Source organism: Plantactinospora sp. WMMC1484, assembly GCF_049315195.1.
Classification (GTDB): domain Bacteria; phylum Actinomycetota; class Actinomycetes; order Mycobacteriales; family Micromonosporaceae; genus Plantactinospora.
The window spans coordinates 5,498,505-5,511,247 of sequence record NZ_CP186055.1; the positions used below are offsets into that span (position 1 = coordinate 5,498,505).

The 12,743-nt window shown below is 72.6% G+C and carries 12 protein-coding genes; 5 read left to right on the forward strand and 7 right to left on the reverse strand.

What is annotated here, in order from left to right; genetic code table 11:
- Positions 1-36: 36 nt before the first annotated feature.
- From ACN28C_RS23925 to ACN28C_RS23935, 3 genes are all read right to left on the reverse strand, one after another.
- Entirely contained in the window at positions 37-1,434 is a 1,398-nt protein-coding gene (locus ACN28C_RS23925; protein ID WP_422769765.1) for an acyl-CoA synthetase, read from the reverse strand.
- A 101-nt stretch (positions 1,435-1,535) separates the two neighbouring features.
- Positions 1,536-1,982 (reverse strand): VOC family protein, encoded by a 447-nt coding sequence (locus ACN28C_RS23930; RefSeq protein WP_422769766.1) that lies wholly within the window; start codon positions 1,980-1,982, stop codon positions 1,536-1,538.
- A gap of 182 nt (positions 1,983-2,164) precedes the next feature.
- Complete coding sequence (locus tag ACN28C_RS23935; RefSeq protein ID WP_422769767.1) at positions 2,165-3,277, reverse strand: glycerophosphodiester phosphodiesterase; 1,113 nt, start codon at positions 3,275-3,277, stop codon at positions 2,165-2,167.
- Between the two features lie 654 nt (positions 3,278-3,931).
- Here ACN28C_RS23935 and ACN28C_RS23940 point away from each other — a divergent pair.
- Both ACN28C_RS23940 and ACN28C_RS23945 read left to right on the forward strand, forming a co-directional pair.
- The gene (locus tag ACN28C_RS23940) at positions 3,932-5,296 is read left to right on the forward strand and encodes a condensation domain-containing protein (protein WP_422769768.1); all 1,365 of its coding nucleotides are present in this window, start codon (positions 3,932-3,934) and stop codon (positions 5,294-5,296) included.
- 495 nt (positions 5,297-5,791) lie between these two features.
- Positions 5,792-6,673 (forward strand): sulfotransferase domain-containing protein, encoded by an 882-nt coding sequence (locus ACN28C_RS23945; protein ID WP_422769769.1) that lies wholly within the window; start codon positions 5,792-5,794, stop codon positions 6,671-6,673.
- 142 nt (positions 6,674-6,815) lie between these two features.
- On the opposite strand, the gene ACN28C_RS23950 is transcribed toward ACN28C_RS23945, so the two are convergent.
- Both ACN28C_RS23950 and ACN28C_RS23955 read right to left on the reverse strand, forming a co-directional pair.
- Entirely contained in the window at positions 6,816-7,133 is a 318-nt protein-coding gene (locus ACN28C_RS23950) for a hypothetical protein (RefSeq protein ID WP_422769770.1), read from the reverse strand.
- Between the two features lie 12 nt (positions 7,134-7,145).
- A complete protein-coding gene (locus ACN28C_RS23955; protein ID WP_422769771.1) occupies positions 7,146-7,802 on the reverse strand; it encodes a DJ-1/PfpI family protein in 657 nt (218 codons plus the stop codon).
- Between the two features lie 98 nt (positions 7,803-7,900).
- Here ACN28C_RS23955 and ACN28C_RS23960 point away from each other — a divergent pair, with 98 nt between their 5' ends.
- Entirely contained in the window at positions 7,901-8,869 is a 969-nt protein-coding gene (locus ACN28C_RS23960) for a GlxA family transcriptional regulator (RefSeq protein WP_422769772.1), read from the forward strand.
- On the opposite strand, the gene ACN28C_RS23965 is transcribed toward ACN28C_RS23960, so the two are convergent.
- Positions 8,866-9,573, reverse strand: a complete 708-nt coding sequence (locus tag ACN28C_RS23965) for a response regulator (protein WP_422769773.1) — start codon at positions 9,571-9,573, stop codon at positions 8,866-8,868. The two genes, ACN28C_RS23960 and ACN28C_RS23965, sit on opposite strands and share 4 nt — an antisense overlap.
- On the reverse strand, positions 9,570-10,850 hold the full coding sequence (locus tag ACN28C_RS23970) for a sensor histidine kinase (protein ID WP_422769774.1): 1,281 nt from the start codon (positions 10,848-10,850) through the stop codon (positions 9,570-9,572). The genes ACN28C_RS23965 and ACN28C_RS23970 overlap by 4 nt, the downstream gene beginning before the upstream one ends.
- Before the next feature lie 134 nt (positions 10,851-10,984).
- Here ACN28C_RS23970 and ACN28C_RS23975 point away from each other — a divergent pair, with 134 nt between their 5' ends.
- Positions 10,985-11,902: an ATP-binding cassette domain-containing protein gene (locus ACN28C_RS23975; protein ID WP_422769775.1), complete on the forward strand. Its 918-nt coding sequence runs from the start codon at positions 10,985-10,987 to the stop codon at positions 11,900-11,902.
- Positions 11,899-12,738 carry an ABC transporter permease gene (locus ACN28C_RS23980; RefSeq protein ID WP_422769776.1) on the forward strand — a complete coding sequence of 280 codons (840 nt, stop codon included), beginning with the start codon at positions 11,899-11,901 and terminating at the stop codon, positions 12,736-12,738. Before ACN28C_RS23975 ends, ACN28C_RS23980 begins: the two co-directional genes overlap by 4 nt.
- Positions 12,739-12,743 lie beyond the last annotated feature (5 nt).

Below are 12,743 nucleotides of genomic sequence, written 5' to 3' on the forward strand. Positions count from 1 at the left end.
CGATCCGACGGGGCGGTATCGGCTCCCGGCACACGGTCAGCCCGGCAGCTGCCGCTTCTGCACCTTGCCCATGGCGTTGCGGGGCAGCGCGTCGATCAGGTGCACCCGGCGGGGCCGCTTGTGCCGGGAGAGCCCGGTGGCGACGAAGTCGATCAGCGCCTCGCCGGTCACGCCGTCACCCACGACGTACGCCACCACCTCCTGGCCGAGGTCGGGATGCGGGACGCCCACCACCGCCGCCTCCCGGACCCCCGGATGGGCGAGCAGCATGTTCTCCACCTCACCGGCACCGATCCGGTATCCACCGCTCTTGATCAGATCGGTGCTGGCCCGGCCGACGATCCGGTGCTGCCCGTCCGGCCCCACCGTCGCCACGTCCCCGGTGCGGAACCAGCCGTCCGGGGTGTACGCGGCGGCGGTCGCCTCCGGCATCCCCAGGTAGCCGGCGAAGAGGGTCGCGCCCCGCACCTGTAGCTCGCCGATGCTCTCCCCGTCGGCCGGCAGGGTCACACCGGCCTCGTCGACCAGCCGGGTCTCGACGCCGCGCAACGGCAGCCCGACGTGGCCGGGCCGGCGCTCGCCGTCGGCGCGGGTGCTGACGGTGATCAGGGTCTCGGTCATCCCGTACCGCTCGACCGGCCGGTGCCCGGTCAGCTCGGCGAGCCGCCCGAAGACCGGCTCCGGCAGTGCCGCGCTGCCGGAGACCAGCAGCCGGGCCGCGCCCAGCGCCCGGGCCGACGCCGGATCGTCCGCGACCCTGGACCAGACCGTCGGTACGCCGAAGAGCAGCGTCCCGCCGGCTGCCGCGTACCGGTCGGGGTGGGGCCGGCCGGTGTGCACCAGCCGGGAGCCGACCCGCAGCGCACCCAGTACGCCGAGGACCAGCCCGTGCACGTGGTAGAGGGGCAGCCCGTGCACCAGGATGTCGTCCGGGGTCCACGCCCACGCCTCGGCCAGGGCGTCCAGGTCGTGCGCGATCGCGTCCCGGGTGAGCAGGACGCCCTTGGGCGGGCCGGTGGTGCCGCTGGTGTAGAGGACCAGTGCGGTGGCCGTACCCGGTGGTTCGGGGATGTCGCCGGGCGGCGCATGCCCCGCCGCGCGGACCGGCTCGACCGGCACCGGCACTGGGTGCTCGGGCGGGGTCTCCGCCAGCAGCAGCGCGGCACCGGAGTCGGTGAGGATGTGCGTCAGCTCCACCGGACCGGCGTCGGCCGGCACCGGCACCACCGGTACGCCGGCCAGCAGGCCGCCGAGCACGCCGACCACTCCGGGAAACGAGGCCGTGGCGTGGACCGCGACCGCCGGTGCACCGGCCACCCGGCCGGCGACCGCGGCGGCGGCCGCCCGGAGCCTTTCCCAGGAGGCGGTCGCGCCGTCGATCCGGACCGCGTCCGGACGGTCGGGCAGCATCCCGTCGAGGGCCGGCAACAGCATCGGTTCCTCCGTCCGTCGGCTGCCGACGATCCTGCCAGCCTCCGGCCAGCCCTCGACCAGCCGCCCGGACCGGGTTCACCCCGGGCGGCGGCAGCGCCGGTTCACCCGTTGCCCGGACCCGTCTCGGACAGGATTCCGGCGGCCTGACCGACCTCGATCAGGTAACCGTCCGGGTCACGCAGGTAGCAGCGGATCTCGACGCCGTGGTCCTTCGGCTCGGTCAGGAACTCGCCGCCCCGGGACGACCACTCGGCGTGCACCCGGCGTACGTCAGTCACCCGGATGTTCATCGCGCAGCCGAGGGTTGCCGAGTCGGCCGGGGCCCGGGCCTGGACCGCGGGCTTGTCGTCCGTCGGCCCGCCTTCGGTGTTGAGCACGAGGTAGCTGTTGTGGAACCGCAGGATGCAGGGCTCGCGTTCCCGGACGCAGCCGGCACCGAGCACCCGCTGGTAGTACTCCCGGGATCTGTCGACGTCCCGGACGATCAGCAGGGTGGTGAGCACCGCGCCGTTCTCGGGCCGGAAATAGTCGGGCGCCTCGCCGGTCATCGTCTCCTCCTGACGAGGACCATCGCCAGGCGCGGTCCGACTTGTCCCGATGGTCCTTCACCTCGGGTTCTACCACGGCCTGCGGCCCCGCGAGGGACGGAACGCCGGCTGTGCCGACCGGTGGGCGACACGTCCGGGGCACGGACGGTCGCCCACCGGGCGCCGGAGGTGGCAGGCAGCGGTCAGGCCATCCCGGCCCGGGCCGCCACGGCGGTGTCCGGGTGGTCGCTGAAGACGCCGTCCAGGCCGAGGCCGTAGAAGAGCTCGTACTCGGCGATGATGTCGCCCCGGGCGTTCGGGTCGCCCCCGATCCGGAAGTCGGTCGGCAGGAACTGGTTCTCCGCCCGGAAGGTCCAGGCGTGCACGACCAACCCGGTCCGGTGCGCGTCCCGGACCACGGTGGTCGGCGCGAGCAGCTTTCCGGTCGAGTCCCGGGGCACCAGGAGGTTCTTGTTCACCCCGATGCCGTCGGCGTAGCCGTCGATCCACCGCAGGTTCTCCGGCCTGGTCAGGTCGGCGTAGCTGCGCGGGTCGCCGGAGACGGTGAAGTCGTACGGTCGCCCGGCGGCGTCCAGCAACTGGACCAGCCGGACGTCGGTCATCCTGTTGAGCTTCCGCAGGTTGGCTGTCTCGAAGGACTGGATGATCACCCCGTCCCGCTTGTCGGTGAGACCGTTGCGTCCCAGCACCCGCACCAGCGGCTCCTCCAGCGCCAGACCGATCGACTGGAAGTACGTCGGGTGCTTGGTCTCCGGATAGATGCCGATGGTCCGGCCGAGCCGCCGACTCTCGCTGCGGGCCAGGTCGATGACCTCCTGGAGGGTCGGCACCGGGAACCGGCCGTCGAACGCGGTGTTGGTCACCCGCACCTGCGGAAGCCGCTCCTTCGCCCGCAGCGTCTTCAGCTCGGCGAGGGTGAAGTCCTCGGTGAACCAGCCGGTCACCGCGACCCCGTCGATGGTCCTGGTGGTCCGCCGGCCGGCGAACTCGGTACGGGCCGCGACGTCGGTGGTGCCGGAGATCTCGTTCTCGTGCCGGGCCACCAGCACGCCGTCCCTGGTGGAGACCAGGTCGGGCTCGATGAAGTCGGCACCCATCCGGATCGCCAGTCGGTAGGCCTCCAGGGTGTGCTCCGGGCGGTATCCGCTGGCGCCGCGGTGCGCGATCACCAGCGGCCGGTCACCGGCCACCGGGCGTGACCGGTCGTCGTGCGCGGCGGCCTGGCTGGCCGGCACCGCCACCGCGGTGGCCAGCAACGCGCCGGCGATGCCGAGCACGGAAAGGGTACGTGGCAAGGTCGTCTCCCGTCGGTCGAAGCGGGCCGGTACCGCCACGGCACGCGGCGCCGCCGTCGGATCGACCTGGAATCCAACCTCCTCCGGACGACCGGAAGTCGGGCGGTGGCTGTCCGGCCGGTGAACCTCCGGGGTGTCGGCACCCGGCAGCCGATCCCGACTCCCGCTGGGACCTCGCCATCTCCGCGCCTCTCCTCGCCGCCGCACCGCATGCCCGCCGCACCGCATGCCCGCCGCACCGGCTCGTAGCGGAGCATTTCCTCGACCGCCGGCGGCGCCGGCTCACCCGGACAGGTTACGCGGCGCACCACAGCCGCGCGGCCCGGCCGACCGGTGCGCCGGATTCACCGATCCGCCGAGCGGAACGGTGATCCACCAGAATTCCGGCGAAGGGAGCGGGATCGAGCCGGAGGCGTGGCGGGGAGACAGCGGCACACCACCCCTGGTAACGTCGGCGACACTCGGCGTCCAGTCAAGGATCTCCATGTTTCACGCGGCGCCGTCGCGCAACCGCCGGTTGCCCAGACAGGGAGTTGTCGCTGCTCAGATGAGCCCTTCAGTTCTTCTCGCGTCGCGGGTGCGCAGCGCACCGGGCCGCCCGGTGGTCCTTCCCGGCGCGCCGGAGGCGGCGCCCCGGCCTTCGGAGGTGACGGGATGACCAGTCCGGTCGACGTACGGGTCCGCTACCCGCTCTCACCGGTCCAGCGTGGCATCCTCCACGGGGATCTCGACGAGGCGGATCCGGCGGCCCATCTCGAACAGGTGCGACTCGTCATCCGTGGTCGACTTCGGGTCCCGGAGTTCCAGCAGGCCTGGCATCGGGTGATCGGCCGCCACGAGGTGCTACGCACCGGCTTCGACCGGCCCGGCGGCGGGGAGGCCGTCCAGGTCGTGACGGCCGAGGTGCCGGCGCCCGAATGGCACGTCGACGACCTGCGGACCATCCGCGCCTGCCAGCGCCGTCGCGGCCTCGCCGAGTTCCTCGCCACCGACCGACGCCGGCGGTTCACCCTGGACGCCCCGCCGCTGGTGCGGTTCGCCCTGCTCCGCGTCTCCGAGACCGAGCACCTGCTGGTCTGGACCACCCACCACCTGGTCGTCGACGGCTGGAGCCTGCCGATCCTGCTGGGCGAGGTGCTGGCCGAATACCGGGCGGCGCTCGATGGCCGGGACGCCGCACTGCCGGTTCCGGCACCGCTCCGGGAGCACCTGGACCGGTCGGCTTCCGCCGACCTCGCCGAGGCGGAGGCGTTCTGGCGCTCCGAGCTCTCCGGGCGTCCGGTGCCCGGGCCGTTGCCGTGCGGGACGCCGAGCTGGCAGGGCGACCCGGCGGATGCGTTCGACGAATACTCCCTCGAACTGACCACCGAGGACACCCACCTGCTGGGCGAGACCGTCGAAGAGCAGCGCATCTCCCTGAACACCGCGATCCAGGGCTGCTGGGCCCGGCTGCTCGCCGCCCGCGCCGGGGTCGACGACATTGTCATCGGCTCGACGGTCACCGGGCGGGCTGCCTCGCCGGCTGTTGAGTCCCTGGTCGGTCCGCTGGGCACCACCGTGCCGGTCCGGGTCCGGATCCGCCCCGACCAGCCGGTCGGGGTGTGGTTGCGGGGCTTGCAGGCGCGCCGGGCGCTGGCCCGGCCGTACGAGCACGTGCCGCCGGCACTGATCCGGTCCTGGGCAGGACCACCCGTCGACGGGCCGCTCTTCGACACGGTGCTCGACTTCGAGACCTACCCGATGGACAACGACCTGTTCAGCGGTACGCCGGACTCGTCGACCCTCTCCGTACGCTTCGACGGCCGCTGGTCCGCGTCGTACCGTCCGCTCACCCTGCTCGTGGTGCCGGGCGAGCGGATCGGGCTGCACGCCCGGTATGATCTCCGCCGGCTCGCGCCGGAGACGGTCGAAGCCCTCCTCGCCGACCTCGCGATCCTGCTGAGCCTGGTTGCCACGGATCCGGACCGCCCGGTTTCGGCACTCCGCCCGCCGGACGACGGACCGGCGCCGATCGACTAGCCGCGACCGGCCGGTCGCGACCGGCCAACGGCACCGGTTCGGGCGTTCCGTGGCGTCCCGGCGGTCACGTCGACCAGGCCAGAGCTGCTCGAACGACGCCGAGGCCAGAGCTGCTCGAACGATGCCGAGGCCCCGTCGGAATCGATACCGGCACTGGCGATCGCAGCTGCTCGAGGGGCGGCACCGGCGAGGCCGGGTCGCCTCCGCCAGCGGGGACAGGGCGGGTACCCTCACCCAATGACCGACCCGCCGGAACGGCAGATCCTCCGACCGGCGGCCGGGACGGCCTTCCGCCTGCCGCGCGGGCCTCGTGACGGAGTCTGGCGTACTCCATCACCACCGGCGGCGCGGAACGGGTCGACATCCGGTCGGTCTGTCGGACGTGGCGCCATTAGCGGTAACCTTCTGGGCTGAGGGATGAGCTGGCCCAGAATGCTCGTCTCGACTATCCTGACGTGTTCCCCCGGCACACAGATGCGGAGAGAGTCTAGCCCGATGATGAATCGCGCCGTTACGTTCACCAAGCACCACACGCCCAATTCCGTGCGTGTGGTGGCGCGACGAGTGATGTGCGATGCCCACAACGCCAGGCTGCGACTCGCCGTCCCGGTGGATTCACGCAGTGACTACGAGAACATCTTCCACATCACGATTCGCAAGACCGCCAGTCAATGGATCAAGGCGATCTTCAACGACCCCGTGATCTATCGCTACACCGGATTACTGCCCTACGATCCGCGCCCCTACAAGTGGCGTTACCCGGACGCCTTTCCCACCGAGCGCATCGTCTCGTCCCTCTTCCTCTCCTACAACGGCTTCACGCGCGTGCCCAAGCCCGACAACTACCGGGTGTTCTTCATCTACCGGGATCCGCGCGACACGGTCGTCTCGAGTTACTTCTCCAACCGGAATTCACACACCGAGATGGGCGACGTTTCCGAGGTACGGAAGGCCCTGCTCGACAAGCCGTTCAAAGAGGGCCTGCTGTACATCATCGACCATCTCGCAAAACGAGGCACCTTCAAGTCGCTCCGGGGGTGGGCGACCGCTCCGGACACGGACGCGATCCGCCTGTTCCGCTATGAGGACCTGACCGGGGAGCGGCAGGCGGAGGAGATGGAGCGACTCATGCGGCACTGCGGCATCCCCATTCCGCCCACCGAGTTGGCGACCCTGCTCTCCCGATACAGCTTCTCCAACATGCAGCGCGGCAACGCCGTCGGAACGGTCTCGCACTACCGGAAGGGAAAGGGCGGCGATTGGCGCAACCACTTCGACGACGACGTCCAGGAGGCCTTCTTCAAGGCAACGGGTGACCTCGTCCAACTCCTCGGATACGAGCAGTCCCCGCGTACGGGGCGGGTCCAGGACGCCTGACCGCTGGCGCGGCCGTCAGCGGTCCGGTCCGACCGCCGCTCACCCCTCCGGGACGATCCTGCCTCTGGTGTGGAAGATCGCCACTCGTCGGCGCCCGCCGTCCCGGCACGCCGGGGCACCACGAACCGGGCACCCGGGCCGGCTAGGCCGCCGCGTCGTCCTCCCGGCGGGCGCCGGTGACGGTGGTACGGGGCAGGCGTCCCGCCCGGGAGTAGCCGGTGAGGGTCGCGCCGTCCACGACCACCTCGAAGTCGAGGTTGAGGCGCAGCGGACGGGTCACCGACTGCCGCCAGGTCACCCGGGGACCGTCGCAGGCGAGCGCGGCCAGCGGTACGGTCTCCGCCGCCGTCGACGCGGTGCCGGCGAGCACGCCGCCGGAGTCGCTGAAGACGTAGACGGCGTTCAGGGTGCCGATCGGGGTCTTCAGGCGGACGTCCCAGGTGCCGAGAATGGTGTGCACGATGACGTCCCTTCAGACGACGACGGGCGTACGGCCGGCGTCCCGCCAGACGATGCCGCGCCGCTCGTACTCGAACAGGGTCTCGACGGCGTGCGCGACCCTCGGGCCGAACTCACGCTCCAGGATGTGCAGCCCGAGATCCAGGCCGGACGTGACACCCCCCGCGCTGACGAGGTCGCCGTCGTCGACCACCCGGGCCGGCACGGCGCGGACGCCCGTCGCGTCGAGCACGTCCATGCCGAGCACGTGCGTCACCGCGTGACGGCCCTCGATCAGGCCGGCCATGGCCAGGGCGAGCGACCCGCCGCAGACGGCCGCGACGGTCACCTCCGGGTTGCGTAGGGCGGCGCCCACCAGCGGTGCCGCCGCCGACTCGGCGAACCTGGCCAGCAGCACGGGGATGGTCACCACGCCCTGGTCGGGGTCGCCGACGGTGGGCCCGCTGACACCCGGGACCACGACGTAGCCCGGTCGGTCCGGGTCGAGCCTCGCGGTCGCCCGCAGCGTCAGGCCCCGGGTGCCGCCGACCACCTCCCGCGGGCCGTCGGCGGAGACGAGCTCCACCGCCAGGGCGCCGCCGGCCGCGTCGCTCCCGGCCGCGAGCACCTCGAAGGGCGCGATGACGTCGAGCGGGTCGAACCCGTCGTACAACACGATCTGTACCAGCACGCCACCGATCATCGACCTCGGCGAGCGACACGGCGAGTGGCAAGATTGCCATCATCCGATCTATTCTTGCCACTCGTCTCGACACAGGGAGCTCCGCCGTGCACACCGTCGCCGTCCTGGCCCTGCCGGACACGATCGCCTTCGATCTGGCTACCCCGATCGAGGTGCTCGGCCGGGTGCGGCTGCCGGGCGGGCGGGCCGGCTACCGGGTGGTGGTCTGCGGCAGCGCGCCGATGGTCGGCGCCGGCCCGCTGCGTCTCGCCGTCGACCACGGCCTCGACGCGCTCGCGGAGGCCGACACCGTCATCGTCCCCGGCCGGTACGACCCGGCCACGCCCGTGCCCACCGAAGCGCTGGCGGCACTGCGGGCCGCCGCGGCCACCGGCACCCGGATCGCGTCGATCTGCGTCGGCACCTTCACCCTCGCCGCCGCCGGGCTGCTCGACGGTCGGCGGGCCACCACGCACTGGGCCGCCGCCGAGCAGTTGCGGACGGCGTTCCCGACCGTGCAGGTGGACCCCGAGGTGCTGTACGTCGACACCGGTCAGATCATCACCTCGGCCGGGGCGACCGCCGGCGTCGACATGTGCCTGCACCTGGTGCGCCGCGACCACGGCGCCGCCGTCGCCGCCGACGCCTCCCGGCAGGCCGTGGCGCCGCTGCACCGCGAGGGTGGGCAGGCGCAGTTCATCGTGCGTCCCGGCGCGGACGCCGCCGAGATCGGCCTCGGTGCACTCCTCCAGTGGCTGCAGGCCAACGCCTGCGAGAGACTGACCCTGGCCGACGTGGCCGCCCGGGCCGGGCTCAGCGCGCGTACGCTCAACCGCCGCTTCCACGAGGAGACCGGGCGTACCCCGATGCAGTGGATCACCGCCGCACGCGTCCGCCGGGCGCAGGAGCTGCTGGAGAGCACCGACCACGGCGTCGACCGGATCGCCCATCTCGTCGGTTTCGCCTCGCCGGCACACTTCCGGCTCCAGTTCAAACGGCTCAGCGGGGTCGCGCCGCAGGCCTACCGCAGCACCTTCCGGGCCCGACCGAGGGCCGCGGCGAGCACCGTCGGTTAGCGCAGCCCCGGGGTCACCAGCCCGCTCTCGTACGCCGCGATGACGAGCTGGGCCCGGTCCCGGGCACCGAGCTTGCTGAGTACGCGCCCGATGTGGGTCTTCACGGTGCCGAGCGTCACGTGCAGGTGCTGCGCGATCTCGGTGTTGGAGAGCCCGCCCGCGACCAGCGTCAGTACTTCCCGTTCGCGCTCGGTGAGGCTCTCCAGGCGCGGCTGCGCCCCGGCGACCGGCCGGGCCTGGCGGGCGAAGGTCGCGATCAGTCGCCGGGTGATCCCGGGTGCCAGCAGACCCTCACCGGCGGCGACCACCCTGATGCCGGCCAGCAGGTCGGCGGCGGTGGCGTCCTTGACAAGAAAGCCGCTGGCACCCGCCTGCAGCGCGGCGTAGACGTATTCGTCCAGATCGAACGTGGTGAGGATGAGCACCCGCACCGGAGCGGTCGCCGGATCCGCGCAGATCCGCCGCGCCGCCTCGATGCCGTCCATCTCCGGCATCCGGACGTCCATCAGCACCACGTCGGGCAGGTGCTGCCGGGCCAGCCGCACCGCCTCGGCGCCGGTACCGGCCTCGCCCACCGCGGTGTAGCCCGGCGACACCTCGAGCAGGGCCCGGAAGCTCTCCCGCAGCAGCGCGTGGTCGTCGGCGAGGAGCACCCGAACCTCCGAGGAGGATTGTCGGTCCGAGGAGGACTCCGCGGCCGTCACGCCGGCTCCTCCACCCCGGCGTACGGATCGCCGGCTGTGGCGTGGGAACTGCCGACCGCGGCGTAAGGGATCTCGGCGACCACCCGGAAGCCGCCCTCTGGCCTCGGCCCCACCGTCAGGATGCCGCCGTACATCGCCACCCGCTCACGCATGCCGATCAGGCCCTGCCCGGCCGGGAGCCGGACGGATGCGGACGGCCGGGGCGCGCGACCGTCGTCCAGGACCTCGATCCGCACCCCGCCGTCCCCGGCCCGCACCGTGACCTGGCAGCGGCCGGCCCCGGCGTGCCGCACCACGTTCGTCAGCGACTCCTGCACGATCCGGAACACGGTGAGGTCGACCGCCTGCGGCAGGCGGTCGGCGCCCTCCACGCACAGCTCCACCCGCAGCCCGGCAGAGCGGAGCCGCTCGGCGAGGTCGGGCAGGTCGGCGGTTCCGGGTGACGGGCTGAGGTCGGCGGCCGGATCGGTGACCGGGTCGGTGTCCGAGCGCAGGACGCCGAGCAGCCGCCGGATCTCGGTCAGGGCGGCCCGGCTGGTCTGCTCGATGGTCAGCAGGGCGGCTCGGGTCTCGGTCGGCCGCTCGTCGGCGATGTGGTTGGCGACGGTGGCCTTGACGGCGATCAGGCTCATGCTGTGCCCGACGATGTCGTGCAGCTCCCGGGCGATCCGCAGCCGCTCGGCGGAGACGGCGTCCCGGGCGAACTGGCCGGCGCGGTCGGCCTGGACCGTCCGGCGCCACCGGACCACGCGGCCGACGGCCCAGGCCGCCGTCACCGCCACGGCGACCATGCCGAGCTCGACCTGCCACCACAACGGCGCCTCGCTGCCCGGTGCGTCCGCCGGATCGATCCCGAACCTGTGGTAGAGCCACGGGATCGTGGCCGCCGGCCCGGCCAGGACGCCGGCCAGGACGGCCACCGCGGCGACCGGGCCGGTGGCCGCCGCCGCCGAGTAGAGCGCCACCGCGACGGGCAGGTAGGTCACCCAGATGACCCCGGTCCCCACCGCGCCGAGCGCGGTGGCTGTCGCGGCGGACACCGCCACGAAACCCAGGACCGGCAGCGGCCAGCGGCGGCGGACCGCCAGTGGAAGCCCCACCGCAGCGCCGGCCAGCCAGGCCACCCAGGCCGGGCCGGCGAGGACCGGACCCGGCGGGTCCAGCGTGGCGTACGCCGCCAGCCAGGCCAGCACGACGGCGGTCGCGGCATCCAGCACGCGACCGCGTACGCCGGGTCCGCCGGGACGTGCCCGGCCCCGGTCCTGTCCGGAACGCATGCGCCAACGCTATAGCGGTAGCCCTGGGCGGCGCGTGGGACCGTGGTCGGAGATGGCGCTGCGACCGTGGTGGCAGTCGGACTCCGGTCCGTGGTCAGACGCGCGCAACGGCCCGCGTTGGCACCATTTCCCGCATGATCGAGGTAAGGGAGCTGACCAAGCGGTACGGGCGGACGAGAGCGGTCGACCGGCTGTCGTTCACGGTCCGCCCGGGAGTGGTGACCGGCTTTCTCGGCCCGAACGGCGCGGGCAAGTCCACGACTCTACGCATCATTCTCGGCCTGCACCGCCCGACCTCCGGCGAGGCGCTGATCGGCAACCGCCGGTACGACCGGATCCGCCGCCCGCTGCACGAGGTGGGTGCCGTGCTCGACGCCGATGCCGCCCACCCGGGCCGCACCGCCCACCACCACCTCGCCTGCCTGGCCCGCAGTAACGGCATCGGAACGTCCCGGGTGACGGCGGTGCTGGAGCAGGTGGGCCTGGCGAGCGTGGCGCGCAGGCGGGTGGGCGGATACTCCCTCGGCATGCGCCAACGGCTCGGGATCGCCGGCGCCCTGCTCGGAGATCCGGCGGTGATCGTGCTCGACGAGCCGGTCAACGGGCTCGACGCGGCCGGCATCCGGTGGATCCGCTCCACCCTGCGTTCCCTGGCCGCCGAGGGGCGCACGGTGCTGCTCTCCAGCCACCTGATGAGCGAGATGGCGCTCACCGTCGACCACGTGCTGGTCATCGGCCGGGGCCGGCTGCTCGACGAGACCTCGGTGACCCGGATGCAGGACCGGTTCGCCCGCGACGTGCTCGTACGGTCACCGCGTGCCGCCGAGCTCGCCGCCGTCCTGACGGGTCTCGGCGCGTCCGTCACCGCCGGTGAGGACGGCGGCCTCGTCGTGACCGGATTGGACGCGCCCACCATCGGCGACGCCGCCGCGGCGGCGGTGATTCCGCTGTACGGGCTGACGGCGCGCAGCGCCTCCCTGGAGGACGTCTACCTGGAACTGACCGGCGAGGCGGTCGAGTACCGGGCCGCCGAAGGGACGCCACGGCCATGACCGCAGAACGGGTCCATCCGGCCCGCACCGCTGCCGCTCCGACCACCGTGCCCGCCGTACGGGTGTTCCGGGACGCGGTGGCCGCCGAGTGGTGCAAGCTCGGGACGCTCCGCTCGACGTACGCGTTCCTCGCCGGTTGCGTGGCGGCAACCCTGTTCGGAATGCTCGTCCTCTACTTCCTGATCGAAGCCTACGACCGGTCGACCGCAGCCGAACAGGCGAACTTCGAGACGGCCGACCCGACGGTGGTGGTGATGCCGATGGTGGCGTTCTTCCTCGGGTCGATCGGCGCGACGTCGATCGCGAGCGAGTTCACCACCGGCTCGATCGGGCCCGGCCTGCTGGCCGTGCCGCAGCGTCTGGTGCTGCTGGGCGCCAAGGCCGTGACGGCCGCCGCCGTGGGACTGCTCGGCGGGCTGCTCTTCGCTCTGCTGGCCGACGTCGGCGCGATCCTGTTGCTGGGTGGCCGTCCGGCACCGCTCAACCCCTGGCCGGCCTGGACGGACGTGATCCCGACGGTGTGCTGCGCGGCGCTCGTCGTGATGGTCACCGGCATACTGGGACTCGGTCTCGGGGCCGTCCTCCGCTCGACCGCGTCGACGCTGGTGAGCCTGGGCGGACTTGTCCTGGTGTCGCCGATCTTCGCGCACTTCCTGCCGACCGCGTGGCAGTTGCGGTTCGGCTCGGTCCTGCTGCCGAACCTGACACCCCAGCTCGCCGGCAGCGATCACCCGTGGCTGCTGTCGCGGACCGGCGCCGTTGCCGTACTCGTCGGGTACGTGGTCGTCGCGCTCGGCGCCGGCTCGTACAGCTTCTGCCGCCGCGACGCGTCCTGACCCGA

Bases quoted from the DNA above. Each gene is read 5' to 3' on its own strand.
- ACN28C_RS23970 (WP_422769774.1), bottom strand. From the start codon at position 10,850: ATGCGTTCCGGACAGGACCGGGGCCGGGCACGTCCCGGCGGACCCGGC.
- ACN28C_RS23945 (WP_422769769.1), top strand. From the start codon at position 5,792: ATGATGAATCGCGCCGTTACGTTCACCAAGCACCACACGCCCAATTCC.
- ACN28C_RS23980 (WP_422769776.1), top strand. From the start codon at position 11,899: ATGACCGCAGAACGGGTCCATCCGGCCCGCACCGCTGCCGCTCCGACC.
- ACN28C_RS23930 (WP_422769766.1), bottom strand. From the start codon at position 1,982: ATGACCGGCGAGGCGCCCGACTATTTCCGGCCCGAGAACGGCGCGGTG.
- ACN28C_RS23925 (WP_422769765.1), bottom strand. From the start codon at position 1,434: ATGCTGTTGCCGGCCCTCGACGGGATGCTGCCCGACCGTCCGGACGCG.
- ACN28C_RS23975 (WP_422769775.1), top strand. From the start codon at position 10,985: ATGATCGAGGTAAGGGAGCTGACCAAGCGGTACGGGCGGACGAGAGCG.
- ACN28C_RS23940 (WP_422769768.1), top strand. From the start codon at position 3,932: ATGACCAGTCCGGTCGACGTACGGGTCCGCTACCCGCTCTCACCGGTC.